This is a genomic window from Pseudomonas shahriarae (genome assembly GCF_014268455.2).
Lineage (GTDB): Bacteria > Pseudomonadota > Gammaproteobacteria > Pseudomonadales > Pseudomonadaceae > Aquipseudomonas > Aquipseudomonas shahriarae.
The window spans coordinates 2,786,035-2,811,157 of the sequence record NZ_CP077085.1 but is presented as its reverse complement, the minus strand read 5'-3'; the positions used below and the strand labels follow the sequence as shown (position 1 = coordinate 2,811,157).

Below are 25,123 nucleotides of genomic sequence, written 5' to 3'. Positions count from 1 at the left end.
CAGGGAGAAGAAAAATCGACAAAATGCAGCAACACTTTCATTGCTGGAGTGAAAATGATCCGCATCGATGATCTCGGGCTGTTTCTGCGCAGCGCCGCCCTGGGCAGTTTCACCGCCGCGGCCGTGGAGGCCAACCTGTTGCCGGGCCAGGTCGCGGCGGCGATCAAGCGCCTGGAGCGGGAGCTGGAGGTGCGCCTGTTTACCCGCACCACCCGCAGCCTGCGCCTGAGCGCCGAGGGCGAACAGTACCTGCCCACCGCCCGTGGCGTGCTGGAGCAATTGGAGCTGGGCCGCGAACGCTTGCGCGGCGATGACGCGCCACTGCGTGGCACCTTGCAGATCGCCGCGCCGTCGGACCTGGGGCGCAATATCCTGCTGCCGATGCTCACCGAGTTTCGCCGCCAGCACCCTGAGTTGAGCTTGCGCTTTCTGGTGTCGGACCAGGTCACCAACCTGTTTCGCGACCCGGTGGACGTAGCCCTGCGTTATGGCTGGAACGAGGACGCCAATTACATCGCCCTGCCCCTGGCGCCCTGGAACCGCCGGGTGCTGGTGGCATCACCGGACTACGTGGCGCGCCACGGCACACCGACATCCGTCGACGACCTGAGCCGCCACCCGTGCCTGCTCTACCTGCAAAACGGCCGCCTGCATGACCGCTGGGAGCTAGGCGAACAGACCGTGCAAGTCACCGGCCCCCTGTTCAGTGACGACGCCGATGTGGTGCGGCGCTGGGCCGTCGCCGGTGAAGGCATCGCCTACAAGACCTGGCTGGATGTGTATGCCGATGTGCAGGCCCAGCGCCTGGTGGTGCTGTTGCCGGAGATTCCCGGGGATGTGTACCCCTTGAGCTTCGCCTGCCCCCATCGCGGGCAGATGTCGCGGGCGGTCACCCAGTTGTATCAGTGGTTGAACCAGCAGTTCAGCGCTCTGCAGCGCCTGTGAACCCTTTTGTAGTGGATTAGGAAAGACGCGGTTTTTATGCCCAATCAAACCATCAAGACGCCGTGCGTCGGCCTGTGTTCCACCGTGTATGGCGACCTGGTGTGCCGTGGCTGCAAGCGCTATCACCATGAAGTCATTCAGTGGAATGGCTACAGCGCCGAGGAAAAACAAGCGGTCTGGCTGCGCCTTGAGCAGTTGCTGGTGCAGGTCATGACCAGCAAGCTGGAGGTGTTTGACCCGGCGCGCCTGCGCCAGCAACTGGAAGAGCGCAAGATCCGTTTTATGCCGCACCAGTCGCCTTATTGCTGGGCCTATCAACTGATTGCCCGGGGCGCGCGGGTGATTTCCAGGCTGGATGCGTATGGCTTGGCGTTGCTACCGGAGTTTCGCGAGCGGCACCTGGCGGATTTGCGTGATGCGATTGATCGGGAGTTTTTCCTGTTGTCGCAGGCGCATTACCAGCGCTACATCGCGCCGGATTTTTTGCGCGAGGCGTTTGGGCCGGCGTTGATTGCTACCCTCTAAAGCACACCCAACCCCCCCTGTGGGAACGGGCTTGTGTGGGAGCGGGCTTGCTCGCGAAGGCGGTGGATCAGTCACCTATGCACCAACCGACACTACGCCTTCGCGAGCAAGCCCGCTCCCACAATTGGTCCTCATTTACCTTAAGGTGTCAGTGAGTCCACGACGCCGCACGCTCGGTGTGCAGGCCGTATCGCTCAATCGCCCGCTGACACACCTGCGCCTCCAGGCTGCCCTGTTCCACCAGGGCGGCCAGCGCGGCGAGCACGATGTGGTGGCGGTCCACCTCGAAGAAATCGCGCAACGCCGCACGGGTGTCGCTGCGCCCGAAGCCATCGGTGCCGAGCACGGTGTAGTGGGCCCCCAGGTAGGAACCGATCATCTGCGGCACCGCCCGCACGTAGTCCGAGACGGCAATCACCGGCGCGCCGTCGGGCAGGCAGGTCGCCAGGTGGCTGCGCTGCGGGATTTGCAGTGGATGCAGGCGGTTCCAGCGCTCCACCTCACGCGCATCGCGGGCCAGTTCGCTGAAGCTGGTCACGCTGAATACCTCGCTGTCGATCTGCCAATCGTCCGCCAGTAACTGCGCGGCGGCCTGGGCCTCGCGCACCAGGGTGCCGGAGCCGAGCAGGCGCACCTTGGCCCCGGCACTGCCCTCAAGGCGGTACATGCCCTTGATAATCGCCGCCTCGACGCCTTCGGGCAGGGTCGGTTGCGGGTAGTTTTCGTTCATCAGGGTCACGTAGTAGAACTCGTCCACATCGTGCTCAAGCATCTGGCGCATGCCGTGGTCGAGAATCACCGCAAATTCGCCGGCAAACGCCGGGTCGTAAGCACGGCAGTTGGGCACGGTCGCGGCCATCAGGTGGCTGCTGCCGTCCTGGTGCTGCAGGCCCTCGCCGCCCAAGGTGGTACGCCCCGCCGTGGCGCCGAGCAAAAAGCCCCGGGCGCGCTGGTCGGCGGCGGCCCAGATCAGGTCGCCCACGCGCTGGAAACCGAACATCGAGTAGTAGATGTAGAACGGCAGCATGCGCAAGCCATGCACCGAGTAGCTGGTGGCCGCCGCGACCCAGGAACTGATAGCGCTGGCTTCACTGATGCCTTCCTCAAGGATCTGCCCGTCGGTGGCTTCGCGATAGCTGAGGATCGAACCGATATCTTCCGGCTCGTAGCGCTGACCGACGCTGGAATAAATGCCGATCTGCTTGAACAGGTTGGCCATGCCGAAGGTGCGTGCCTCGTCGGCGACAATCGGCACGATGCGCGGGCCCAGGGCCTTGTCTTTGAGCAGGTTGCTGAGCATGCGCACAAAGGCCATGGTGGTGGACATTTCCTTGCCTTCGGCCTGGGTCGCAAAACCGCCGTAGCCACTCACTGGCGGCACAGGCACCGGTTCAGCGCTCTGGCTGCGGCTGGGCACATAACCGCCCAAGGCTGCGCGGCGCTGGTGCAGGTAGCGCATTTCGGCGCTGTCGGCGGCGGGTTTGTAGAAGCTCAGGGATTCGGTCTGCTCGTCGCTCAGGGGCAACTGGAAGCGGTTGCGAAAGCCGATCAGCGCGTCGCGATCGAGTTTTTTCTGCTGGTGGGTGGTCATCTTGCCCTGCCCGGCCTCGCCCATGCCAAAGCCTTTCTTGGTCTGGGCCAGGATTACCGTAGGGCGCCCCTTGACCCGCCGCGCGGCGTGATAGGCAGCATGGATTTTCAGCATGTCGTGGCCGCCGCGCTTGAGACGGTCGATCTGCTCATCGCTCAAGCCGGCCGCCAGCTTGGCCAGGGATTCATTTTGGCCAAAGAAGTGCTCGCGGTTATAGGCACCGTCCTTGGCGGCAAAGGTCTGGAACTGCCCGTCCACGGTCTGGGACAAGGTGCGCACCAACGCGCCGTCCTCATCCTTGGCCAGCAAGGCGTCCCAGTCCGACCCCCACACCAGCTTGATCACGTTCCAACCGGCACCGGCAAACAGTGCCTCCAGCTCGTCGATGATCCGCCCATTACCGCGCACCGGGCCATCGAGGCGTTGCAGGTTGCAGTTGACCACCCAGGTCAGGTTGTCCAGGCCTTCGCGGGCGGCCAGGGTCAGGGCTGACATGCTTTCCGGCTCGTCCATCTCGCCATCGCCGAACACACCCCAGACGTGCCGGTCGGTGGTGTCCTGCAAGCCGCGATGGTGCAGGTAACGCATAAAGCGCGCCTGGAAAATCGAGCTGATCGGGCCTATGCCCATGGAGCCGGTGGGGAACTGCCAGAAGTCCGGCATCAACCACGGGTGCGGATAGCTCGACAGGCCACGGGCGCCGGCCTTGACCGCGCCCAGCTCCTGGCGATAGTGGGCCAGGTCCTGCTCGCTCAGGCGCCCCTCAAGAAAGGCCCGCGCGTAAATACCGGGCGCGGAATGCGGCTGGTAGAACACCAGGTCGCCGCCGACGTTGTCGTGACGGGCACGGAAAAAATGGTTGAAACCCACCTCGAACAGGTCCGCCGCGCTGGCATAGCTGGCGATATGGCCGCCAAGTTCGCCATAGGCCTGGTTGGCACGCACCACCATGGCCAGGGCGTTCCAGCGCACCAGCGAGGCCAGGCGCTCTTCGGTCGCCAGGTCGCCGGGAAAGTGTGGCTGCTGGTCTACGGCGATGCTGTTGATGTAGGGCGTGCCGTGGCGCGGTTTCCAACCGATGGCTGGCGTATTGCCGGCATCGGCCAGCATATCGAGGATCTCCCGCGCGCGCTCCGGGCCGGCATGGCGTACCAGGGAGTCCAGGGCGTCGCGCCACTCGGTGAGCTCCTGCTGGTCAATGGCTGTTTGATTGACTGTCTTTACGAAACCGTTCATGGGCACCTCCGAGCTGTTTTTTTCAGTTTATGTCTGCCCAAAAGGATTTTTTGACTGTTCTGGGTAGGTCAAAGGGCGATTTGCAGCACAAAACGCTTAAACATGGCTGATTAAAAGCACGTTGTGCTTCCTTCACCTGAGTCAACGCAATTGTGTTTAAAATGCCGCCCGTTTAATGATCGACGCTGCCCGATGACCCCAGACGCCCTCGCCCTGCTCCACACTCACTTGCTGACCGCCCTGCGTGACGTGCCCGTGGAAACCCGTCGCCTGTTCCACGGCCGGGGTCGTTGCTGGCCGGGACTGGAGCAGTTGACCGTGGATTGGCTGCAAGGCGTGGTGCTGGTTTCGTTGTTCAAGGAGCCTGAGCCCGCGCAACTGCAAGCCTTGCAACACCAACTGCGCGAGCTCTGCGAAAGCCGCGAATGGCAACAGGCCGGCGCCCACACTCTGGCCCTGCAACATCGCTACTTGCCGCAAAGCACCACCGAATGGCTGTGGGGCGAGAGGGTCGAGGAATTGACCATCACCGAAGGCGGCCTGCGTTATCGCATCGACCTGGGCAAAAAGCAGAACAGTGGGCTGTTTCTGGATATGCGCTACGGCCGCAACTGGGTGCGCGAACACGCCCGTGGCTTGCGAGTGCTGAACCTGTTTGCCTATACCTGCGGGTTTTCCGTGGCCGCCATCGAGGGCGGGGCCGAGCATGTGGTCAACCTGGATATGGCCCGTGGCGCCCTGAGCCGGGGTCGCGACAATCACCGGCTCAATGGCCATGACCTGGGCAAGGTGAGCTTCCTGGGGCATGACTTGTTCAAGTCCTGGGCGAAAGTCACCAGCAGCGGCCCCTATGACCTGGTGATCATCGACCCGCCGTCGTTTCAGAAAGGCAGCTTCCTGCTGACCAAGGACTACCAGCGCGTGCTGCGTCGCCTGCCCGACCTGCTGACACCCCAAGGCACGGTCTTGGCCTGCATGAATGACCCGGCGCTGGGCGAAGACTTCCTGATCGAGGGCGTCACCCGCGAAGCGCCGGGGCTGCGTTTTGAGCAGCGCCTGGCAAACCCGCCGGAATTTCCCGACATTGATCCGCAAAGTGGTCTGAAGGCCCTGGTGTTCCGTCAGGGCTGATGCCGAATCCTTCTGCGCTTGCTACGCTCAACCTAAGGCCTTGGTGGTGAACCTTATCCCCTCCTTCCCGGTCGATACCTGCATCCCTTGGCCAGATTCGACGCTCAACCGCCGTCGGCTGCCCCGTTTCACCTTTTGGAGAACGCCCCTGTGATATCGACCCTGCATGTAGCCAGACTCAAAGCCTGGGGCGCCCATGGCTTTACCGCCACCGGCGTGGTGCTGGCCTTCCTTGCGACGCTGGCGCTGCTGGAGAACCAACCCAAGGCCTGCCTGCTGTGGCTGGGCCTGGCGTTGATTGTGGATGGCGTGGACGGGTCGCTGGCGCGGCGGGTCAATGTGCAGACCGTGCTGCCAAGCTTCGATGGCTCGGTACTGGACCTGGTGATTGACTACCTGACGTATGTGTTTATCCCGGCGCTGTTTATCTACCGCTATATCGACCTGCCGGACTTCACCCACCTGTTCACCGTCTCGGTGATCCTGGTGTCGTCGTTGTTCTGCTTCTGCAACGTCAATATGAAGAGCAAGGACAACTACTTCCAGGGCTTCCCCGCGGCCTGGAATGTGGTGGCGCTGTGTGTCTACATTATCGACCCGGACGCCTGGATAACCTTGGCCACGGTGATCGGCCTGGCGCTGCTGACGGTGACGCCGATGAAGTTCCTGCACCCGTTCCGGGTCAAGCGCTTTATGCCGATCAATATTGCGGTGACCACGGTGTGGCTGCTGTGCAGCCTGTTGCTGGTGATCGACCAGCCGTACACCAACAAGCTGACCATGGGCTTGTGGTTGTTGATGTCGGCGTATTTCCTGGGGATTTGTATCTGGCGTACGGCGATGGAGTGGTTGGATAAATCGCGCAAGGCATAACCCGTGAAGTGTTGTGGCGAGCCGCCCTCGCCACAGCAACCCAGCGCAAGACCGGCAGTCAGAACGCCAGCTTGAAACCAATCAACCCCAGCATCACCGCCAGGCACGGACGCAGCAGCTCATCCGGCACCCGGCCGGACATATGGCTGCCGAAGTAGATACCCGGCAGCGAGCCCATCAGCAAGAACCCCAGCAAATGCCAGTCCATATTACCCATGCTCGCATGCCCAAGGCCCGCGACCAGGGTCAGGGGGACTGCGTGGGCGATTTCGGTGCCCACCAGGCGCTTGGTGGCCAAAAACGGGTACAGGATAAACAGCGCCACGGTGCCCAGGGCGCCGGCACCGATGGAGGTCAGGGCAACCATGGTGCCGAGGATCGCCCCAGTGAATACCGTCAACCCATTCAGGTTGCGCGGGCTCATATGGTAGTTGTCGCCCGCATGGCGCTGGGCAAAAGCCAACAATCGCTTCTTGAACAGAATCGCCAGGGCCGTGAGCAACAGCACCACACCCAGGGCTTGCTTGATCACTTCGTTCATCGCGCTGGGATCGGTATGCAGGCTCTTGAGGAACCACAGCGTCAGCAACACCGCCGGCACACTGCCCAGGGTCAGCCAGCCGGTGATGGTCCAGTCGATGTTCTTGTTCTTGCCATGCACCAGCACCCCACCGGATTTGGTGATGGCGGCATACAGCAGGTCGGTACCCACGGCGGTCGCCGGGTTGATGCCGAACCACAGCAGGATCGGGGTCATCAACGACCCTCCACCGACGCCGGTCATGCCGACGATAAAACCAACAATCAGGCCCGCCACCACAAAACCAAAATTACCCACATCCATTACAGCTACCTGCGGCCTTATAAAATTCTGGCGGCAGCATAGCGATTTTTCTTATAACTACTTATATCAATACGATCTGACTTTATTCCTTTTGTGTTTTGCAGATTTATTTGCCGCACCGTGCATCCAATCGGCCACGCCGTGAGTAGTACAGGAAGCAGCCGCAGCGCTGCTCAGCTGTTCACCCTTACGGAGAGACACCGATGAACGCTAAACCCCTGCTCTGCCTGACCTGCCTGCTGATTGCCGCACCGGCGGCCTTTGCCCAGACCAGCCTGCCCGACAGCATCAAGGTGCCGGACGGGCACAAGCTGATCCTGGAAACCACCGGTGTCGGCGAAATCACCTACGAATGCCGCGACAAGGCCAACGCTGCCGGCCAGACCGAGTGGGTCTTTGTCGGCCCCAAGGCGGTGCTCAACGATCGTAGCGGTAAGCAAGTGGGTACCTACTTCGGCCCGCCTGCCACCTGGCAGGCCAAGGACGGTTCGAAAGTCACCGGCACCCAACTGGCCGTGGCGCCGTCCAGCGCCGGCAACCTGCCCTATCAGTTGGTCAAGGCCAATCCGGCTGAAGGCCAGGGTGCCATGACCGGCGTCAGCTATATCCAGCGCGTGGCGCTCAAGGGTGGCGTGGCGCCGAGTGCCGAATGCAGCACCGCCACCAAGGGCCAGCAGCAAGTGGTGAAGTACCAGGCGGACTACCTCTTCTGGGCGGCCAAATGATCCGCCCGGCCAGAAAACTCGTCTAAGCTGCTGCGATAGCACCCCGGCCACTCTGGGCCGGGGGTTGACCCTGAAATGGCGGCCCCAGTCCTTGCCCGAACTTCTCTTTGACTATGAAGCCTGCCTGTTGGCCTGCGCCCGTGGCGAACAGCAAGCCTTGCGTCAGTTGTATGAACACGATTGCGCCCGTCTGCTCGGCGTGGCCAAGCGCATCGCACGGAACACGGCCCTGGCAGAGGACATCGTGCATGAGGCATTTATCAACATCTGGAACGGCGCCAGCGGGTTCGACCCGCGCCGGGGTTCGGCCCGTGGCTGGGTGTACAGCGTGACCCGGCATATGGCGCTCAACGTTATGCGTAAAAGTCAGCGTGAGGTCGCGCTCAGTGATGAGCACGAACGCACACTGGTGGCTGAGCCCACGGCCGAGCACTTCGAGTACCGCGCCCGCAGCGGCAAGGTTTATCAGTGCCTGGAGCATCTGGAACCGTCGCGCCGCAGTTGCCTGTTGCATGCGTATGTCGATGGCCTGTCCCACAGTGAAATCGCACAGAAACTGGACACCCCGCTGGGGACTGTCAAAGCCTGGATCAAACGCAGCCTCGCGGCCTTGCGTGAGTGCATGGCATGACACCCGACGAATTGGACGAACTGGCCAGCGAATACGTGCTGGGGACCTTGGCAGCAGATCAACGTTTGCAGGTGCAGCAACGCCTGGAACACGACGCGCCCTTGCGCGCGGCGGTGGATGCCTGGGAACAGCGCCTGCTGCCCCTGACCGAACTGGCCGAGCCGCTGGCGCCGTCGCCCTACCTGTGGCGACGCATTGAACGCAGCCTGGGCCATCACACCCTGGGCGATGCGCGGTCAGTGCCGTGGTGGAACCTGCTCGCCCTGTGGCGTGGCCTGGCCGGTGCAGGCTTGTTGGCCAGTCTGGTGCTGGCCACACTGCTGCTGACCCGCCCCGCCGCCGTCAACCCGACCGCCTACGTGGTGGTGCTGATGGCGCCACAGAGCCAGGCGCCGGGCTGGGTGATCCAGGCCAGCAACGATCAGCAAATCCAGCTGATCCCCCTGGGCGTGGTGCAGATACCGGCAGACAAGGCGCTGGAGTTCTGGACCAAGGGTGATGACTGGCAAGGCCCGGTTTCGCTTGGGTTGGTCAAGCCGGGGCAAAGCCTGTCGATCCCCCTGGATAAACTGCCGCCGCTGGCGCCCAACCAACTGTTCGAGCTGACCCTGGAAGGCCCCAATGGCTCGCCGACCGGCAAGCCGACCGGGCCGATCCAGGCGATTGGCCGTGCGGTAAAGGTGATCTAGCACTGGATTAAAACGCTGACTCGCGCCATCCTCCGCGTTTTACGCCGCCTTATCTGCGGCGCTTGACGCTCAAAGGATATGTTCATGCACGACCACGCCCTCGCCCCTGCCGATTTCGAGTTCATCGAAGACATTCTGCTCAAATACGGCGACGACAACTCGGTGTTGAACCTGGCCGAGCTCGACGGCTACTTCACGGCCCTGGTGTCCGGCCCGGCGCCGGTGGACGTTGCCATCTGGTTCCCGGCCATCTGGGGTGGGCAGGTCCCGGCCTGGGAAAGCAAGGAAGAACTCGGGCAGTTTATCGACCTGTGCACGCGCCATCTCAACAGCCTTGCCCTGCAGTTGGCCAGCGATGCCCAGGGTTTTGAGGCACGCTTTGAACAAACCGAACACCAGGACCAGCCGCTGACCCTCGCCGAGGAATGGTGCTTTGGCTATATCCGTGGCGCCGCGATCAGCGAATGGCCGCCCCTGCCGAGCGAACAGGCGGCACAGTTGGAAGCCATCTCCTGGTGCGCCGAGCAGGACAACTTCGAATTGCCGGCCGACCTGGATGTCGCCGCCCATCAGCAGCAGGTGGCGCGCATCGAACCAGCCGCCAGGGCCTTGCATGCCTATTGGCTGAGCCAGCGCGGTTAAACCTGCGCCACGATTTGACCCTGCCGTGCCGGATGGTCGATTATTCGTCTCCGCCAGCCGGCCACTCCCAGCCACCGCGCCTTGAATCAGGAGCCTTGTACCTTGAGTTCGCAGAAAACCGTGACCGTGACACCGCCCAACTTTCCATTGCACGGCAAGGTAGCGCCTCCCGGCTCCAAATCCATTACCAACCGCGCTCTGTTGCTGGCGGCCCTGGCCAAGGGCACCAGCCGCCTGAGCGGCGCGCTGAAAAGCGACGACACCCGGCATATGTCCGTGGCCTTGCGCCAGATGGGCGTGACCATTGACGAGCCGGATGACGTGACCTTTGTCGTCACCGGCCACGGCAAGCTGCAACTGCCGGCGCAACCCCTGTTCCTGGGCAACGCCGGCACCGCAATGCGCTTTCTTACGGCCGCCGTGGCGACCGTGGAAGGCAGCGTGGTACTGGATGGCGACGCGTACATGCAAAAGCGCCCGATCGGCCCGCTGCTGGCGACCCTGAACCAGAACGGCATCCAGGTTGAAAGCCCCACCGGCTGCCCGCCCGTGACCGTGCATGGGCGCAGCAAGGTGCAGGCCAAGCGCTTCGAGATCGACGGCGGCCTGTCCAGTCAGTACGTGTCGGCGCTGTTGATGCTCGCGGCGTGCGGCGAGGCCCCTATCGAGGTGGCCCTGACCGGCAAGGATATTGGCGCCCGTGGCTATGTCGACCTGACCCTGGATTGCATGCGCGCGTTCGGCGCCCAGGTGGACGTGGTCAACGACAGCACCTGGCGCGTGGCCCCCACCGGCTACACCGCCAACGATTATCTGATCGAACCCGACGCTTCGGCGGCCACCTACCTATGGGCGGCTGAAGTACTCACGGGCGGCAGCATCGACCTGGGCGTCGCGGCCCAGGACTTCACCCAGCCCGACGCCAAGGCCCAGGCCGTGATCGCGCAATTCCCGCAGATGCCGGCCACAGTGGTCGGCTCGCAGATGCAGGACGCCATCCCGACCCTCGCAGTGCTGGCGGCGTTCAACAACACCCCGGTGCGTTTCACCGAACTGGCCAACCTGCGGGTCAAGGAATGCGACCGCGTCCAGGCCCTGCATGACGGCCTCAACGAGATCCGCCCGGGGCTGGCGACCATCATCGGTGACGACTTGCTGGTGGCCAGCGATCCGGCGTTGGCGGGCACTGCGTGCACCGCACTGATCGACACCCACGCCGACCACCGCATCGCCATGTGCTTTGCGCTGGCGGGCCTGAAAGTCTCGGGCATCAAGATTCAGGACCCGGACTGCGTGGGCAAGACCTATCCTGAGTACTGGAACGCCCTGGGCAGCCTGGGCGTGCAACTGACCTACTAAGCCGTCAGCACCAGCGTGGGGAGGGAGTGATCATGACAATTCGCCAACCCTGCCCACCGGCTGTGTGTGACTGCGAGCGCGAGCAACTGCTCGAGGCCCCCGGTGCCGACCAGCGCATCCTGCAACTGACCCGCCAGGAAGAAAAAAAGCTGCTCGAACGCCTGGAAAACCTGCAAAGCCTGGCCGACCTGGAACGCATGCAACACCTGATGCACCAGCAACTGGGCATCCGCGTGCATATCGCCCCGGGGCATACCGAAGTCAAAAGCATGCGCGGGATCCAGATCGTCATCGACGACCTGCCGGGGCTGTGTCGCAAGACGCGGCAGTCGATTCCGGCAGCCATTCGCAAAGGGATGGAGAAACGGCCGGAGATTGCTTATCGGTTGCTGGATGCCCATGACCTGTTTCGCGACAGCCCGCCGTTGTTGTGAGCAACGGGCTTGATCAGACCCGTTGCCACAACAGCCGCCGGTCAGGCCAAGCGGTTTTGCACAAACACCTGGGCCTTGCGCGCCATCTGATCGAAATGCCGGTCCCGCTGTTTCTCGGCGTCGATCATCGCGCGCTTGCCGTGTTTGTTTAGCAAATAGGTGTGAATCTGCCGCACTTCCAGGGAGCTGTAGATCGACGCCACATCCAACACGCCCATCAGGCCATCGGTGCTGTAGTCACGGGTATTCATCAATACCTGAGTGCCACGCACGCCGCGCACCTGAAAGCCCATGGCTTCGAACGCCGGGACTTTTTCCACCGCGCAGGTCAGTTCGCCATGGGGGTAACGGCCGAGCATGTCGTCCATCATCGCCCGCGCCACGCCCTGGCGGCGGTGGCTGGCATGCACGGCCATATAGGTCACGCCGCAAGCCTCAGGATCGTCCTTGACCGGCAGGTACAGCAGGAAGCCAATGACCTTGACCGGATCCTGCTCATCCATCGCGACAATCAGCTCAACCGCAATGCCCTTGCCCCCGCCCAGCGCTTCCAGGTACAGGTGCACTTCGTAACCGATTGCATATTGGTAGATGTTGTACAGCAGGTTGCTCGGCGGGATGGCGACCATGCTGATATCGGTCAGGTAGTCGACCACCATCTGCAGAATCTGGCTGTTGACCGGCTCGGGGCATGGGCTTGCGTAGTGGGTAAGGGTGAACATCGAATTCCTGTTTCCTGGTATTTCGCATCAAGGCTGGCGGGATTGTACCCGTTCTGCGCCACACACCTCGCGCAAACAGCCACGCAGCCAACGATGCGCGAGGTCGGCATCCAGGCGTGGATGCCAGAGCATCGCCACGCTGAACTCCGGGACGTCGACCGGCAGGGCAAAGCTGAACAGGCCATCGCGCAGGCCATGGGTATAACGCTCTGGGACGCTGGCGATCAGGTCGGTCCTTTGCGCCAATGCCACGGCGGTGGAGAACCCGGTGACGATGGTCGCCACGTCACGCGTGAGGTGCAAGGCCTCAAGGGCATCGTCGATCTGCCCGCGCTCGCGCCCGCGCCGGGACACGTAGATATGCCGGCCGGCGGCGTAGCGTGCAGGGGTGATGGGCCCCTGGCTCAGTGGATGGCCGGCGCGGACCACGCCGATAAAGCGGTCGCGAAACAGTAACTGGGTCAGCACTTCGGGGTTGGCCGTGCTATCGACCACGCCGGTTTCCAGGTCCACGCCGCTGTCGCGCAGCGGTGTGCCGGGCTTATGCACAAAGTGCAGGCGTACGCCGGGCGCCTGCGCGGCGATATGGGCCAGCAGCGCCGGGCCAAAGCTCTCGACAAACCCTTCGCTGGTGCGCAGCACAAAGGTTCGCTGCAGGCTCTTGAGATCCAGGACCTGCAGCGGACGCAGCAGCGCTTCTGCATCCTGTACCAGTTGGCTGACCCGTTCGCGCAGTTCCAGGGCGCGTGGCGTCGGCACCAGGCCTCGGCCGGCGCGCACCAGCAACGGGTCACCGGTGGTTTCACGCAGCCGCGCCAACGCCCGGCTCATGGCCGAGGGGCTCAGGCCCAGGCGCTGGGCGGCACGGGCGACGCTGCCTTCGGCGAGCAGCACGTCCAGGGTGACCAGCAGATTGAAATCGGGAAGCGACACGGCGGCAATCCTCATCAGGCGTTTGACGCAGGTATAGAGTGCAACTGCTGCGTCTTCCGCCATGCTAGGCGAGACCATAGAGTGCGGGCAACGACTAGGTGCAGCACAAGGAAAATCCCATGACGTCCCCTACCCCACGCGGCGCGCTCGCCGGTTTATCGTTGTGCATGCTCCTGGCTACACTGGGCACCAGCATTGCCAATGTCGGCCTGCCGCAGATGGCCGAGGGCTTTACAGCAGCCTTTGCAGCGGTGCAATGGGTGGTGCTGAGTTATCTGCTGGCGATCACGGCCGTGCTGGTGGGTGTGGGCCGCCTGGGGGATCGGTTCGGCCATCGACGCCTGCTGCTGGCGGGTGTGGCGGTCTTCGCCGTGGCATGCGCCCTGTGCAGCGCCGCGCCCTCCCTCGGTGCCTTGGTCGCGGCGCGGGCGCTGCAAGGGCTCGGCGCAGCGACCATGATGGCAATGACCATGGCGCTGGTCACCGCCACCGTGCCCAAGGAGCAGACCGGGCGCGTCATGGGTTTGCTGGGAACGATGTCGGCGGTGGGTACCGGCTTGGGGCCGGCCATCGGTGGCGCACTGATTGCGGCGTCGGGCTGGCGCGCGCTGTTCCTGGTGATGCTGCCGTTGGCCGCCCTGGCGTTCGTGCTGGTGCAGCGCACACAGGCCGACAGAGATCCGCCACCACCCGCTGGCGGCCGCGTCAGTGTCTTCTCGGCACTCCATGACCGAGCCCTGGGCGCCGGGCTTGGCATGAGTACGCTGGTGGCGGCCGTGATGATGACCACCCTGGTCGCCGGGCCGTTTTACCTGAGCCATGGCCTAGGGCTGGATCCCACGCCAATGGGCCTGGCCATGGCTGTCGGCCCTTGCGTCGCGGCGCTCGCGGGCATACCGGCCGGGCGCCTGACCGACCGCTGGGGCAGCTATGCCACGACGCTTGGCGGCCTGTTGTGCATGCTCGCCGGCTGCTTGATGTTGGTGTTGCTGCCCTTGGGCGCTGCAGGTTATATCGGCGCGCTGGTGATCCTCACCCTGGGCTACGCGCACTTTCAGGCGGCCAACAACACAGCGGTGATGAGCAATCTGTCGGCGGACCGACGCGGCGTGATCGCGGGCTGGCTGAACCTGTCGCGCAATCTGGGCCTGATTATCGGCGCCTGGGCCCTGGGCGCGGTGTTTGCCTGGGGCACTGGCGATCTCCAGTCAGCCCTCCCCGCAGCAGTCGGCCAAGGCTTGCGCGTGACCTTTGCGGTGGCCGCAGGGCTGGTTGTGCTGGCGCTGCTGCTGGCCTTGGGGCGCCAGGTAAAAACGCTGCAAGCCACAGCGGCGCCTTGACAAGGGAAAATCGTAACAGCTATTGTCTGACAACCTGATCACCTAGGCTTTGCCATGCTTGAGCTTCAGCGTCCAGATTCCCTCGTTGTGCGTGTTGTCAGCGCCATACGGGCCGAGATTGACTCCGGACAACTGGCGCCCGAGTCGCGCCTGCCCACCGAGCAGCAATTGGCGGAACAGTTGAATGTCAGCCGTTCGGTGGTGCGCGAGGCGATTGCCCAGCTCAAGGCCGATGGCGTGCTGACCGCCCGCCGTGGCCTGGGCTCGTTTATTTCGCAGACCCCGGCCGGTACGGTGTTCCGCTTTCCGGAAAAAAATGGCCGACGCCCTGACCTCGCGCAAATGTTCGAAGTGCGCCTGTGGATCGAAACCCAGGCGGCCTCCATTGCCGCCCAACGCCGCGACGCCGACGACCTGCAACGCATGAAACGTGCCCTGCAGGAAATGCACGACAAGCGCGCCGACTTTGAGGCCGCTGCACTGGCCGACGTGGAGTTTCACCGGGCCATCGCCGACGCCAGCAAAAACGAGTATTTCGTCGCCTTCCACGACTTTCTGCGCAGCCAGTTGGCCAGCGCACGCAAGACCGCCTGGGAAAACTCGGCGTCGCGCTTTGCCAGCGGCTCGGCGGACGCCACCCAGGAACACCAGGCGCTGTACCAGGCCATCGTCGACGCCGACCCCCAGGGTGCCGCCGCCGCCGCCGAGGCGCATTTGCGTGCCGCCGCCAAACGCTTGCAACTGGAGCTGCCGGCCACCCATTGATCCATCGAACACCTATAAAGCGTGCCCGCGGGCACGCTGTTTTTTTAACAAAAACATTAGTCTGACAACCTGATAAGCAGACTGAAATGTACTGATTTAGGTAGCCCACATGATTTATGACTTTTGCATCATCGGTGGCGGCATTGTCGGCCTGGCCACCGCGATGGAGTTGCTCAAGCGCCAGCCCAACGCGTCCCTGGTGATCCTGGAAAAGGAACCAGTGCTGGCCAAGCACCAGACCGGCCATAACAGCGGCGTGATCCATGCCGGCATCTACTACGCACCCGGCAGCCTCAAGGCCGAGTTGTGCAAGCGTGGCGCCGAGGCCACCAAACAGTTCTGCAGCGAGCACGGGATCAAGTTCGAGGTGTGCGGCAAATTGCTGGTGGCCTCCACGGCCCTGGAAGTGCAGCGCATGGAAGCGCTGTATGCGCGCTCGCAGCTCAACGGGATGAAGGTCGAGCGCCTGGACGCCGAGCAACTGCGGGCCCGCGAGCCGAACATTGTCGGCCTGGGCGGGTTGTTCCTCGATGCCACCGGGATAGTCGACTACCGCCAGGTCTGCGAAACCATGGCTACAGTGATTCGCCGCAACGGGGGTGAGATCTGCCTGGAAAAAACCGTCACGGCGATTGCCGAAGACACCGACAAAGTCACCGTCAGCACCCACGACGGCGCCTGGCAAGCGCGGCACCTGGTGGTGTGCGCAGGCCTGCAATCGGACCGCCTGGCGACCCTGGCCGGGATTGATATCGACCACCAGATCATCCCCTTCCGTGGCGAGTATTTCCGCTTGCCCGCGTCGAAGAACAACATCGTCAACCACTTGATCTACCCGATCCCGGATCCGGAGCTGCCGTTTCTGGGGGTGCACCTGACCCGCATGATTGATGGCAGCGTCACCGTCGGCCCCAATGCGGTGCTGGGCCTGGGCCGGGAGAACTACAAGAAGTTTTCCGTCAACTGGAAGGATGTGGCCGAGTACGCGCGCTTCCCCGGCTTCTGGAAAACCATCTGGCAGAACCTCGGCTCCGGCAGCGTGGAAATGAAGAATTCGTTGTTCAAGTCCGGCTACCTGGAGCAATGCCGCAAGTATTGCCCATCCCTGGAACTCGACGACCTGCAGCCCTACGAAGCCGGGATCCGCGCCCAGGCGGTGATGCGCGACGGCAGCCTGGTGCACGATTTCCTGTTCGCCCAGACGCCGCGCATGTTGCACGTGTGTAACGCGCCGTCACCGGCGGCCACCTCGGCGATTCCGATTGGCGAAATGATCGCCGACCGCATGTTCACCCCCAACTAAACACCCCCTGTAGGAGCTGTCTCGCCCCGCGAGGCTGCGATGACGGCGGCGCAGGCAACCAATGTATCGCCTGACCCGGCGCTATCGCAGCCTCGCCAAGGCTCGACAGCTCCCACATTTGATCGCGTTCGCAACACCCTAATAAATATAATGACTGAGAAGGAAGTACAGCATGACGGCAAAAGCCCACACCCCGGCCACGGTGGAAACCCCGGCACAAACCAAGAAGCGCCTGCGCAAGGTGGCTGCTGCCACCATCTTCGGTTCGATGCTGGAGTGGTATGACTTCTACCTCTACGCAACCATGGCGGCGATTGTCTTTTCGAAGATCTTCTTTGATAACAGTGACCCGAAAACCGCGACCCTGATGGCGTTCTCCACCTTTGCCATCGGCTTTATCGCCCGCCCCTTCGGCGGCATCCTGTTCGGCTACCTGGGCGACAAGTTCGGCCGCAAACATGTGCTGGTGTTGACCTTCTGCATGATGGGCGTGTGCACCACGCTGATCGGCCTGATCCCCAGCTATGCCTCGATTGGCATCTGGGCGCCGATCATTCTGGTGTTTATCCGCATCATCCAGGGCCTGGGCGCCGGTGCCGAGCTGTCGGGCGCGGCGGTCACTTCCTACGAGCATGCTTCAGAAGGCAAGCGCGGCAGCCAGGGGGCCTGGCCGGCGCTGGGCTTGAACCTGGGCCTGCTGCTGTCGTCGCTGACCGTGTACCTGCTGACCATCAATGGCAATGAGTTCCTGTTGGCCGGCGGCTGGCGCATCCCGTTTATCTGCAGTATCGCCCTGGTGGGTGTGGGCCTGTGGGTGCGTAACAGCATCCCGGAAACCCCCGAGTTCAAAGAACTGAGCCAGGAGCCGGCCAAGGCCAAGGTCTCGCCGCTCAAGGCCCTGTTCAAGAATGACCTCAAGGGCCTGGCGGTGGTGTTCTTCGTGGCCATTGGCTACAACGCCCTGAGCTACATCTTCAAGACCTTCTCCCTGGCCTATCTGACGCAGTTCAAGGGCGTTGATGTGCACGTCACTTCGCTGTCGGTGACCATCGCCAGCCTGGTGGCGATTGTCGCCGTGCCATGCTTCGGTTGGCTGTGTGACAAGTGGAGCAGCAAGTCGGTGCTGGTGCTGGGCGGCGTGCTGTCGCTGCTGTTCGCCTACCCGTTCCTGGCGCTGTTGAACACCGGCGAAAGCCTGATGATCTACCTGGCCATCGGGATCGGCACCGGGATCCTCGCGCCGATGATGTTCGCGCCACAGGGCTCGTTCCTCAGCCGTCAGTTCCCGACCCAGACCCGTTCTTCGGGTTTCGGTACCGGCCGTGAAATCGGCACGGCCATCGCCGGTGGCCTGGCGCCTTTGGGGGCCTTGTCGATGGTGGCTGCCTCGACCACTCACTCGACAGACGGCGTGGTGATCATTCTGGCCATCGCGTCGGTGCTGGTGGTGGTGTTTGCCCTATGTGACCAGGGTCGCAAGCACTCGGCATTCAAGAACTAAGGGCAAAATATCGCCCAAGGGGTGCATCTGCGCCCCTTGATCGCGCATCATGGGCACTTTCATGCTCAAGGGAAACGTCCATGCGCGTTCTGTCATTGATGATGGGTGTTACCACGCTGGCCGCCAGTCTGGTGTTTTGCGCCACCGCGTCGGCGAGCGAAGAGAGTCAATTGATCGACTCGATCAACCAGTACCGCAGCCAGGTGCAGCGCTGTGGCGACCAGGGCTCCCAGGAGTTGCCGCCGCTGGCGGTCGACCCACGCCTGGTGTTGCCGGTCAATAATGTCGGCGATTTGCAGCAGGCCCTGGCCCAGGTGGCCTACCCGATGGTCAACGTGCAGGCGATCAGCCTGTCCGGGCCTCGCGACTCGCAATCGGCGATGAAAGCGGTGCGCGAGAGCTTCTGCCGGGTGGTGCTCGACCCGCAATTCGTCGATATTGGCGTCAGCAACAGTGGCCAGGACTGGCGCATTGTCCTCGCCCGCCCACTGTTGAGCCGTGGCTTGGCCAGCTCCCAGGACGCCGGCCCGCAGTTGCTGGAGATGGTCAACGCCGCCCGCAAACAACCGCGCCAGTGTGGCGAGCAAGCCTTCGCGGCCACCACGCCGCTGGCCTGGAACGCCCAGTTGGCGAGCGCCGCCGACAGTCATGCACGCAATATGGCCAACCACAACTTCTTCGACCACCTGGACCGCGACGGTCGGACCCCGGGCGACCGCGCGGAACTGGCCGGTTATGTGGCGCAACAGGTCGGCGAGAACATCGCGGCCGGCCTGGACACGCCGCGCAAGGTGGTTGACGGCTGGCTCGCCAGCCCCGGGCATTGCGCCAACCTGATGAACCCACAATTTCGCGAATTGGGCGCCGCCTATGGGCTGGATCCGAAAAGCGATGCGGGGATTTACTGGACGGCATTGTTGGGCACGCAATAGCGTCGAAACGAACAAGGTATTGAGTCGATGACAGACTGGCTGCAAGGCGGCGGTGAGATGGCCGAACGGGTTCGCCGCCATGACTGGGCCAACTCGCCCCTGGGGCCAATAGAGCAATGGCCGGACGTGCTCAAGACCACGGTGTCCCTGAGCCTTGCTTCCCGTTTCCCTCAGGCGGTGGTGTGGGGGCCCGAATTGATCACGCTGTATAACGACGCGTTCATTCCGGTGCTGGGCAACAAACCAGAGGCACTGGGCCAACCCTTCAGCACGATCTGGCAGGAAGCCTGGAGCCAGATCCGCCCGATCGCCGATGCTGCATTCGACGGCCAGGCAACGTTTATCGAAGACTTCCCACTGATCGTCGAGCGTGGCGCGGCGCCGGAACAGGCTTATTTCACGTTCTGCTATAGCCCGATCCGCGACTCCACAGGCAAGGTGGTGGGGATGCTCGACACCGTGACCGAGACCACCAATACGGTGTTTATGACGCGCCGCCTGGCCGTGCTGGATGCCATCAGCCTCGGTGTGGCCAACGCCACCGATCCGGCGGCGATCATGGCGGCCACCACGCGGGTGCTGGCGACCCACCTGAACCTGTCCAACTGCGCCTATGCCGACATGGAGGCCGACGAAGACGGTTTTACCATCCGCGGCAACTGGGCCGCAGAAGGCTCGCCCAGCATCGTCGGGCATTATCGCCTGACGGACTTCGGCCAATTGGCGGTCGAGCGCCTGCAGGCCGGCGAGCCGTTGATCATCAATGACAACCTGACGGAGCTGACGCCCGAGGAGGCCGCGACCTTCCAGGCCATTGGCGTGACGGCGACGATTTGCATGCCGCTGATCAAGTCCGGGCGTCTGACCGCGCTGATGGCCATTCACGACCGCGTCCCGCGGCGCTGGTCTTCCTACGACCTGGCGCTGCTGGGTGAGGTCACGGAGCGCTCCTGGGCCCATATCGAACGGGTGCGGGCCGATGCCATTGTGCGTGAGGGCCTGTCGGCGCTGGCCGATTTGAATGCGACCCTGGAGCAACGGGTCATGGAGCGCACCACCCTGCTCAACCAGACTGAAGCGGCGTTGCGCCAGTCGCAGAAGCTCGAAGCCATTGGCCAGTTGACCGGCGGCGTTGCCCACGACTTCAACAACCTGCTGACAATCATCCGCTCGTCGGTGGACTTCCTGCGCATGCCCAACCTGCCCGAAGAGCGCCGCGAGCGATACATGAGTGCGGTGACCGATACCGTAGAACGCGCCAGCAAGCTGACCAGCCAATTGCTCGCCTTCGCCCGGCGCCAGCCGCTCAACCCACAAGTGTTCAATGTGGGCCAGCGCGTGCAAAACATCGGCGACATGCTGGAGACGCTTACCGGTGCGCGGATTCACGTCCGCGTCCAATTGCCGGAACAGGCGTGTTACGTCTGCGCGGATTCCAGCCAGTTTGAAACCGCGCTGATCAACATCGCCCTCAACGCGCGGGATGCAATGAATGGCCAGGGTACGCTGGTGTTACGCCTGGACCGGGACCAGCCGTTGCCATGCATTCGCGGGCATGGCGGCTCCGGCAAACCCTTCGTCGCGATCTCCCTGGCGGACACCGGCAGCGGGATTGCCTCGAGTACCTTTGAACGCATCTTCGAACCGTTCTTCACCACCAAGGAAGTCGGCAAAGGCACCGGGCTTGGGCTGTCGCAGGTATTCGGGTTCGCCAAGCAGTCGGGAGGCAATGTCGATGTCGCCAGTGTGCTCGGCCAGGGCACCGTGTTTACCCTGTACCTGCCGCAAGTGGAGCCGGAGACGATCCTCGACAACGTGGTCGAGACGCCGCTTGAACTGGCCCCGGACGCCGGGCGACGGCGCATCTTGATCGTGGAGGACAACCTCGAAGTGGGCCGCTTCGCCAACCAGATTCTGCAGGACCTGGGCTACCAGACAGTGTGGGCCACCCATGCCGAAGAAGCCCTGGAAATGATCGGCCCGGATGCCCGGGCATTCGATGGGGTGTTCTCCGACGTGGTGATGCCCGGCATCGGTGGCGTGGCGCTGGCCCGGGAGTTGCGCCGGCGCCGGCCCGATCTGCCGGTGATCCTCACCTCCGGCTACAGCGAGGAACTGGCCAAGTCCGGTTATGACGGCTTTGAGTTTCTCGCCAAACCCTACTCCGCCGACCAGGTCTCACGGGTGCTGGCCAAGGCTATGGGCAAGGACTGAAGCCTAGGACGCGACCACCACCTGGTTGCGCCCCAAGGCCTTGGCGCGGTACAGGGCTTTGTCGGCCGTGTTCATCAAGTGCTGCAAGTCGTCGCCCACGGCAAGCGTCGAGGCCACCCCCAGGCTCGCACTCAACACCTGCACCGGGTCAATGGTCAAATCGGCAATGGCGCGGATCAGTTGTTCGCCGATGTCCCGTGCTACCTCAAGCGTGGTGTCGGGCAACAACACCGCAAACTCCTCGCCCCCCAGGCGGCCATAGATATCCGTCTGGCGAAAGGAGGCGCTGATCACCTGGCCAATCTGCTGCAACACCCGGTCACCCGTCTGGTGGCCGTAGGTGTCGTTGATGGCCTTGAAGTGATCCATGTCCAGCATCAGCGCACACAGGGGCTGGCGAGTGCGTTTGCATTGGTCATACAGCACCTGGGCCTTTTCGAAAAACGCCCGGCGGTTCATCAGCCCGGTGAGTTCGTCGGTCTCGGCAGCGCGCGTGGAAATACTGTGGGCCCGCTCTATTTCGCGGGTCAGGCGAAAGGCCTTCTGCAGGGCCTCGGACAATTTCCGCGAGGCGCCTACGACAAAGGATGAGAACACCAGCACTGCGATAGCCATGCCCATTTGCATCTTGGAAGGTTGAAACAGCAACCACAGGGTGCACGGCAACAGCACCAGGGCCATGGACACCATGGTCATGTAGCGGTAGGCCGAGTAACACGACACCGCACTGACGGACATCCCCACGGTAAAGAGGATGACCAGCGCCTGGGTCAAGCGGTCATCGGCGGGCATTATGGCAAGGGCACCCGCGCCCCAGATCCCCGCAGAAAGCACCAGCGTAAGCCAATAATGGAGCTCCCAGCGGCGCGGCGTGCGCTCACTTCTGGGGCTGCGAAAATACTGGAAAAACATCAAAAAGCGCAGGAGCGACGAGCCGGACAACAAGATCAGCCAGCCGATCATCAGGTCGCGATCAAGGCGGTCCCAACACAACCAGCACAACATGCCGGCGGCCAGATAGCTGCCGAAAACCGCAGAAAAGGATTGGCGAAACAACTGATGCAGGCAATCACTCCGCACCTGCGCTTCGATGAAAAAATCCTGGTCCTGCTCACGCCCAAGGCCATTCATTTGATTCGCCTGATCAGTAGTGCCGCGACAAAATGGCATTGTGGCACCCTGCCAGTATCCAGAACAGCGAAATCCGCTGTAGGTACCGCGTAAACGCCCATGTTAAAGACATCGCGCCTCTGTAGGAGCCAGCTTGCTGGCAATGGCGATATGACTGTGAGCTGCAACGCCACGTCGCCCGGCGTCGACAGCTACTGCGGGTTTTCAATCCTGAGCCACGACCAGCGGGCCTGATAGCTTCTGGCCTTCTGCTGAAACAGATCCGGCTGCGGGGTGATGGGGTTGAGCCGAAGTATTCCCTGCTCGATGTCGGCCAAACCGAAAGGCGCATAAATTTCGCCCGTGTCTACGGCCAAGGCGATGCAGGTGCCCGCCACCAAATAGCGATCCACCCCATCCATGGCCGAGTGCAACTGGGGATAAGGCATGCCGAACCGCTGCGGGTACCAGAGGTGCACACGCGCCTGATTCTTCACTTCAATGTTCGCATGCAGGTCGCGGAAAAGTTCGGCGGTGCGCTCAATCACCGCATTCTCGGCTTCCCAGGACAGATCGGGATCGAAGTAGAACACGTCGTAATCCTTCACGCCCCAATCGGCGCTCAAACCGGCCTGATGATTCCACACCGCCTGGAACAGGCAACCGGCCGTCAGCAGGCATTGATCCAGGCCAAGGGCTGGCAGGCGCGCGGTCATTTCAGCATTGATGGGGTTGGTCATCGCCAACTCAACCAGCCTCTGGGTCGTCAGTCTCATGTGCAGTCCGTTGCCATTGCTCGTGTTGAGGGCAAAGGTTATACCAGGGTTTCGTTACCCCTTGAGCGCCGCCTCGATGGCCGCGATGTCGATTTTCACCATGCCCATCATCGCCTCGAACGCACGCTTGGCTGCGGCCGGATCGGGGTCGGTGATCGCCGCCGTGAGCACCCGCGGGGTGATTTGCCAGGAAAGCCCCCACTTGTCCCGGCACCAACCGCACGCAACCTCCTCGCCACCATTGCCGACAATCGCCTGCCACAGGCGATCCGTCTCGGCTTGGTCGTCAGTGGCGACCTGGAATGAAAACGCCTGGTTGTGCTGGATACCCGCCCCGCCATTGAGGCCCAGGCACGGGATCCCCATGACGGTGAATTCCACGGTCAGGACATCGCCCTGCTTACCCGCCGGATAGTCACCCGGGGCTGTATGTACGGCCTCTAAGCTGCTGTCCGGGAATGTCGCGGCATAGAACCTGGCAGCGTCCAGGGCGGCGCCGTCGAACCAGAGGCAGATGGTGTTTTTGTGGGTCATCTGGATACTCCAAAAAAGGCCATTGACCGCTACAGTCTAGCCCTACCGTGAGCGGGCCCAGTGACGAGCAATCAAAGCGTACCGCACGACACCGACTTCATGCCCAGCCAGGCCAGCGCACGCGTGGCACTCATGGGCCGCGCGCAGAGGTAGCCCTGGCCCAGCTCGCAACCGAGCTTGAGCAAGCCCTGGCGCTGGCTTTCGTGCTCGACGCCCTCGACCACCACCGCCATATCCAGCGCTTGAGCCAATGCCAGGGTGCTGCTGATCACTGCACGGTTACGGCTGCTGGTTTCAAGGTCGCGGGCGAAACGGGCATCGAGTTTGATTTCGGTAAAAGGCAGTTGGCACAGGCGCTCCAACGACGAATAGCCGATACCAAAATCATCAATGGACAGGCCGGCGCCCATCATCCGCAAGCGAATCAAGGTTTGCAGCACCCCGGGCGAGACCTGCAGTAATCCGCTTTCAGTGATTTCGAAGGTCAGGCGCGAAGGATGGATGGCGTAGCGCTCCAGCGCTGCGCACAGACGCGGGAGCAAGGACTTACAAGCCAGTTGCCCGGCCTCCAGATTAAACGCCAGAGAGAGCACATGCCCCTGTTCCTGAGCCGTCTGCTGGAACGCCAACGCCTGTTCCAGCAGGCTGAAAAACAGTTCATCCATCAAACCGAAACGCCCTGCCGGGGCGAGGAAATCAGCCGGGGGTAACACGCCAAACTGAGGGTGTTCCCAGCGCGCCAGCACTTCAAGACTGTCGCTTTTACCGGTCATCAGATTGAACTTGGGCTGGAAAAAGGCCTTGAGCTCATCCCGTGCAATAGCGTGCTCCAAACGTGCTTTGCTCGCGCGGGTATGGCGCGCCTGCCGAGAGACGGGGTGCCCGGCAGCGACCGTGGTTTCCAGGTATCGGGTCAACAGCGCCGCAATCGCCACCGCTCGCACCGGAGCATCGACATACCCCAGGAAACTCACCCCCAGCAGGCCGAGCATCCGTTCGATGGCGTCATGCAGATCCTGGGCATGGCTACTGCAAATGATCATGGACCTGACCCACCGGGTGCGGCTGAGTGCTTCGAGGGTCGTCAGCCCTTGCAGTCCTTCCTCCTTAAGGGTGCACAGCACGATATCCACCGGCCCTGTGCGGTCGAGCAGTTCCAGGGCCGCGGCCACGTCGGCCACGCCCATCACCCACTCACACCCCGAGTCCTTGAAGACCTGAGTGGCAACGAGCTGCTTGAAGGGGTGCTCTTCGACGACCAGAACACGAATTGGTAGAAAGGACATGACAAATCACAGACGACAGGGAAGTACGGCCATTCTCGTCACGCTTCCTACCGGCGTATTTAGGAAAAGTCTTAAATGGAAA

Annotated in this window: 24 protein-coding genes; 16 read left to right on the top strand and 8 right to left on the bottom strand. The window is 62.7% G+C overall.

Going from position 1 to position 25,123, the window contains the following annotated elements; translation table 11 throughout:
* Nucleotides 1-54: 54 nt before the first annotated feature.
* Together HU773_RS12500 and HU773_RS12495 are read left to right on the top strand one after the other, a co-directional pair.
* Nucleotides 55-945 (top strand): LysR family transcriptional regulator, encoded by an 891-nt coding sequence (locus HU773_RS12500; protein ID WP_057959539.1) that lies wholly within the window; start codon nt 55-57, stop codon nt 943-945.
* Between the two features lie 36 nt (nt 946-981).
* The gene (locus HU773_RS12495; RefSeq protein ID WP_057441896.1) at nt 982-1,470 is read left to right on the top strand and encodes a DUF1289 domain-containing protein; all 489 of its coding nucleotides are present in this window, start codon (nt 982-984) and stop codon (nt 1,468-1,470) included.
* A 148-nt stretch (nt 1,471-1,618) separates the two neighbouring features.
* Here HU773_RS12495 and mdeB read toward each other — a convergent pair whose 3' ends face one another.
* The gene (gene mdeB, locus HU773_RS12490; RefSeq protein ID WP_186626176.1) at nt 1,619-4,297 is read right to left on the bottom strand and encodes an alpha-ketoglutarate dehydrogenase; all 2,679 of its coding nucleotides are present in this window, start codon (nt 4,295-4,297) and stop codon (nt 1,619-1,621) included.
* 192 nt (nt 4,298-4,489) lie between these two features.
* Here mdeB and HU773_RS12485 point away from each other — a divergent pair, with 192 nt between their 5' ends.
* Nucleotides 4,490-5,428, top strand: coding sequence for a class I SAM-dependent methyltransferase (locus HU773_RS12485; protein ID WP_057959537.1), 939 nt, complete (start codon nt 4,490-4,492; stop codon nt 5,426-5,428).
* A 150-nt stretch (nt 5,429-5,578) separates the two neighbouring features.
* Nucleotides 5,579-6,301 carry a phosphatidylcholine synthase gene (pcsA, locus tag HU773_RS12480; protein ID WP_057441892.1) on the top strand — a complete coding sequence of 241 codons (723 nt, stop codon included), beginning with the start codon at nt 5,579-5,581 and terminating at the stop codon, nt 6,299-6,301.
* 58 nt (nt 6,302-6,359) lie between these two features.
* On the opposite strand, the gene HU773_RS12475 is transcribed toward pcsA, so the two are convergent.
* Nucleotides 6,360-7,145, bottom strand: a complete 786-nt coding sequence (locus HU773_RS12475) for a sulfite exporter TauE/SafE family protein (protein WP_057441891.1) — start codon at nt 7,143-7,145, stop codon at nt 6,360-6,362.
* A 203-nt stretch (nt 7,146-7,348) separates the two neighbouring features.
* On the opposite strand from HU773_RS12475, the gene HU773_RS12470 reads away from it, so the two are divergent.
* The 6 genes from HU773_RS12470 (at nt 7,349) to HU773_RS12445 (ending at nt 11,625) form a co-directional block, all read left to right on the top strand.
* A complete protein-coding gene (locus HU773_RS12470; RefSeq protein WP_057959536.1) occupies nt 7,349-7,870 on the top strand; it encodes a DUF3455 domain-containing protein in 522 nt (173 codons plus the stop codon).
* Nucleotides 7,871-7,961: 91 nt separating this feature from the next.
* Nucleotides 7,962-8,501, top strand: coding sequence for a sigma-70 family RNA polymerase sigma factor (locus HU773_RS12465; RefSeq protein WP_057959535.1), 540 nt, complete (start codon nt 7,962-7,964; stop codon nt 8,499-8,501).
* Nucleotides 8,498-9,190, top strand: coding sequence for an anti-sigma factor (locus HU773_RS12460; protein ID WP_057959534.1), 693 nt, complete (start codon nt 8,498-8,500; stop codon nt 9,188-9,190). The genes HU773_RS12465 and HU773_RS12460 overlap by 4 nt, the downstream gene beginning before the upstream one ends.
* Nucleotides 9,191-9,274: 84 nt before the next feature.
* On the top strand, nt 9,275-9,832 hold the full coding sequence (locus HU773_RS12455; protein ID WP_057441885.1) for a UPF0149 family protein: 558 nt from the start codon (nt 9,275-9,277) through the stop codon (nt 9,830-9,832).
* A gap of 102 nt (nt 9,833-9,934) precedes the next feature.
* Nucleotides 9,935-11,191, top strand: coding sequence for a 3-phosphoshikimate 1-carboxyvinyltransferase (gene aroA / locus HU773_RS12450; RefSeq protein WP_186626177.1), 1,257 nt, complete (start codon nt 9,935-9,937; stop codon nt 11,189-11,191).
* Between the two features lie 32 nt (nt 11,192-11,223).
* A complete protein-coding gene (locus HU773_RS12445) occupies nt 11,224-11,625 on the top strand; it encodes a hypothetical protein (protein WP_057959531.1) in 402 nt (133 codons plus the stop codon).
* A 41-nt stretch (nt 11,626-11,666) separates the two neighbouring features.
* On the opposite strand, the gene HU773_RS12440 is transcribed toward HU773_RS12445, so the two are convergent.
* Nucleotides 11,667-12,347: a GNAT family N-acetyltransferase gene (locus HU773_RS12440; protein ID WP_057959530.1), complete on the bottom strand. Its 681-nt coding sequence runs from the start codon at nt 12,345-12,347 to the stop codon at nt 11,667-11,669.
* A 27-nt stretch (nt 12,348-12,374) separates the two neighbouring features.
* The gene (locus HU773_RS12435) at nt 12,375-13,280 is read right to left on the bottom strand and encodes a LysR family transcriptional regulator (protein WP_057441905.1); all 906 of its coding nucleotides are present in this window, start codon (nt 13,278-13,280) and stop codon (nt 12,375-12,377) included.
* A gap of 119 nt (nt 13,281-13,399) precedes the next feature.
* Between HU773_RS12435 and HU773_RS12430 the strand changes: the two genes are divergently transcribed.
* The 6 genes from HU773_RS12430 to HU773_RS12405 all read left to right on the top strand — a co-directional run bounded on the left by HU773_RS12430 (nt 13,400) and on the right by HU773_RS12405 (nt 21,335).
* Nucleotides 13,400-14,620: an MFS transporter gene (locus HU773_RS12430; RefSeq protein ID WP_186626178.1), complete on the top strand. Its 1,221-nt coding sequence runs from the start codon at nt 13,400-13,402 to the stop codon at nt 14,618-14,620.
* 54 nt (nt 14,621-14,674) lie between these two features.
* Nucleotides 14,675-15,385 (top strand): FadR/GntR family transcriptional regulator, encoded by a 711-nt coding sequence (locus tag HU773_RS12425; RefSeq protein ID WP_057959528.1) that lies wholly within the window; start codon nt 14,675-14,677, stop codon nt 15,383-15,385.
* 109 nt (nt 15,386-15,494) lie between these two features.
* Complete coding sequence (gene lhgO, locus HU773_RS12420; protein ID WP_057959527.1) at nt 15,495-16,688, top strand: L-2-hydroxyglutarate oxidase; 1,194 nt, start codon at nt 15,495-15,497, stop codon at nt 16,686-16,688.
* A gap of 172 nt (nt 16,689-16,860) precedes the next feature.
* The gene (locus HU773_RS12415; RefSeq protein ID WP_057959526.1) at nt 16,861-18,189 is read left to right on the top strand and encodes an MFS transporter; all 1,329 of its coding nucleotides are present in this window, start codon (nt 16,861-16,863) and stop codon (nt 18,187-18,189) included.
* Nucleotides 18,190-18,269: 80 nt separating this feature from the next.
* Entirely contained in the window at nt 18,270-19,121 is an 852-nt protein-coding gene (locus tag HU773_RS12410; protein WP_186626179.1) for a CAP domain-containing protein, read from the top strand.
* 27 nt (nt 19,122-19,148) lie between these two features.
* Entirely contained in the window at nt 19,149-21,335 is a 2,187-nt protein-coding gene (locus tag HU773_RS12405) for a response regulator (protein ID WP_057959525.1), read from the top strand.
* Between the two features lie 3 nt (nt 21,336-21,338).
* Here the strand turns inward: HU773_RS12405 and HU773_RS12400 are convergent, their stop codons facing one another.
* From HU773_RS12400 to HU773_RS12385, 4 genes are all read right to left on the bottom strand, one after another.
* Nucleotides 21,339-22,466, bottom strand: coding sequence for a GGDEF domain-containing protein (locus HU773_RS12400; RefSeq protein ID WP_186626180.1), 1,128 nt, complete (start codon nt 22,464-22,466; stop codon nt 21,339-21,341).
* A gap of 191 nt (nt 22,467-22,657) precedes the next feature.
* Entirely contained in the window at nt 22,658-23,221 is a 564-nt protein-coding gene (locus tag HU773_RS12395; protein WP_186626181.1) for a nucleotidyltransferase family protein, read from the bottom strand.
* Nucleotides 23,222-23,275: 54 nt separating this feature from the next.
* Nucleotides 23,276-23,755 carry a VOC family protein gene (locus HU773_RS12390; protein WP_169990558.1) on the bottom strand — a complete coding sequence of 160 codons (480 nt, stop codon included), beginning with the start codon at nt 23,753-23,755 and terminating at the stop codon, nt 23,276-23,278.
* Between the two features lie 71 nt (nt 23,756-23,826).
* On the bottom strand, nt 23,827-25,041 hold the full coding sequence (locus HU773_RS12385) for an EAL domain-containing response regulator (RefSeq protein WP_057959523.1): 1,215 nt from the start codon (nt 25,039-25,041) through the stop codon (nt 23,827-23,829).
* Between the last annotated feature and the right edge of the window lie 82 nt (nt 25,042-25,123).

Excerpts from the sequence above, each read along its gene's own strand:
- HU773_RS12415 (WP_057959526.1), top strand. The coding sequence starts at position 16,861 with ATGACGGCAAAAGCCCACACCCCGGCCACGGTGGAAACCCCGGCACAA.
- HU773_RS12470 (WP_057959536.1), top strand. The coding sequence starts at position 7,349 with ATGAACGCTAAACCCCTGCTCTGCCTGACCTGCCTGCTGATTGCCGCA.
- HU773_RS12395 (WP_186626181.1), bottom strand. The coding sequence starts at position 23,221 with ATGAGACTGACGACCCAGAGGCTGGTTGAGTTGGCGATGACCAACCCC.
- HU773_RS12445 (WP_057959531.1), top strand. The coding sequence starts at position 11,224 with ATGACAATTCGCCAACCCTGCCCACCGGCTGTGTGTGACTGCGAGCGC.
- HU773_RS12385 (WP_057959523.1), bottom strand. The coding sequence starts at position 25,041 with ATGTCCTTTCTACCAATTCGTGTTCTGGTCGTCGAAGAGCACCCCTTC.
- HU773_RS12500 (WP_057959539.1), top strand. The coding sequence starts at position 55 with ATGATCCGCATCGATGATCTCGGGCTGTTTCTGCGCAGCGCCGCCCTG.
- HU773_RS12495 (WP_057441896.1), top strand. The coding sequence starts at position 982 with ATGCCCAATCAAACCATCAAGACGCCGTGCGTCGGCCTGTGTTCCACC.
- HU773_RS12475 (WP_057441891.1), bottom strand. The coding sequence starts at position 7,145 with ATGGATGTGGGTAATTTTGGTTTTGTGGTGGCGGGCCTGATTGTTGGT.
- HU773_RS12440 (WP_057959530.1), bottom strand. The coding sequence starts at position 12,347 with ATGTTCACCCTTACCCACTACGCAAGCCCATGCCCCGAGCCGGTCAAC.
- HU773_RS12430 (WP_186626178.1), top strand. The coding sequence starts at position 13,400 with ATGACGTCCCCTACCCCACGCGGCGCGCTCGCCGGTTTATCGTTGTGC.
- mdeB (WP_186626176.1), bottom strand. The coding sequence starts at position 4,297 with ATGAACGGTTTCGTAAAGACAGTCAATCAAACAGCCATTGACCAGCAG.
- HU773_RS12405 (WP_057959525.1), top strand. The coding sequence starts at position 19,149 with ATGACAGACTGGCTGCAAGGCGGCGGTGAGATGGCCGAACGGGTTCGC.
- HU773_RS12460 (WP_057959534.1), top strand. The coding sequence starts at position 8,498 with ATGACACCCGACGAATTGGACGAACTGGCCAGCGAATACGTGCTGGGG.
- HU773_RS12400 (WP_186626180.1), bottom strand. The coding sequence starts at position 22,466 with ATGAATGGCCTTGGGCGTGAGCAGGACCAGGATTTTTTCATCGAAGCG.
- HU773_RS12485 (WP_057959537.1), top strand. The coding sequence starts at position 4,490 with ATGACCCCAGACGCCCTCGCCCTGCTCCACACTCACTTGCTGACCGCC.
- HU773_RS12410 (WP_186626179.1), top strand. The coding sequence starts at position 18,270 with ATGCGCGTTCTGTCATTGATGATGGGTGTTACCACGCTGGCCGCCAGT.
- lhgO (WP_057959527.1), top strand. The coding sequence starts at position 15,495 with ATGATTTATGACTTTTGCATCATCGGTGGCGGCATTGTCGGCCTGGCC.
- HU773_RS12390 (WP_169990558.1), bottom strand. The coding sequence starts at position 23,755 with ATGACCCACAAAAACACCATCTGCCTCTGGTTCGACGGCGCCGCCCTG.
- HU773_RS12425 (WP_057959528.1), top strand. The coding sequence starts at position 14,675 with ATGCTTGAGCTTCAGCGTCCAGATTCCCTCGTTGTGCGTGTTGTCAGC.
- HU773_RS12455 (WP_057441885.1), top strand. The coding sequence starts at position 9,275 with ATGCACGACCACGCCCTCGCCCCTGCCGATTTCGAGTTCATCGAAGAC.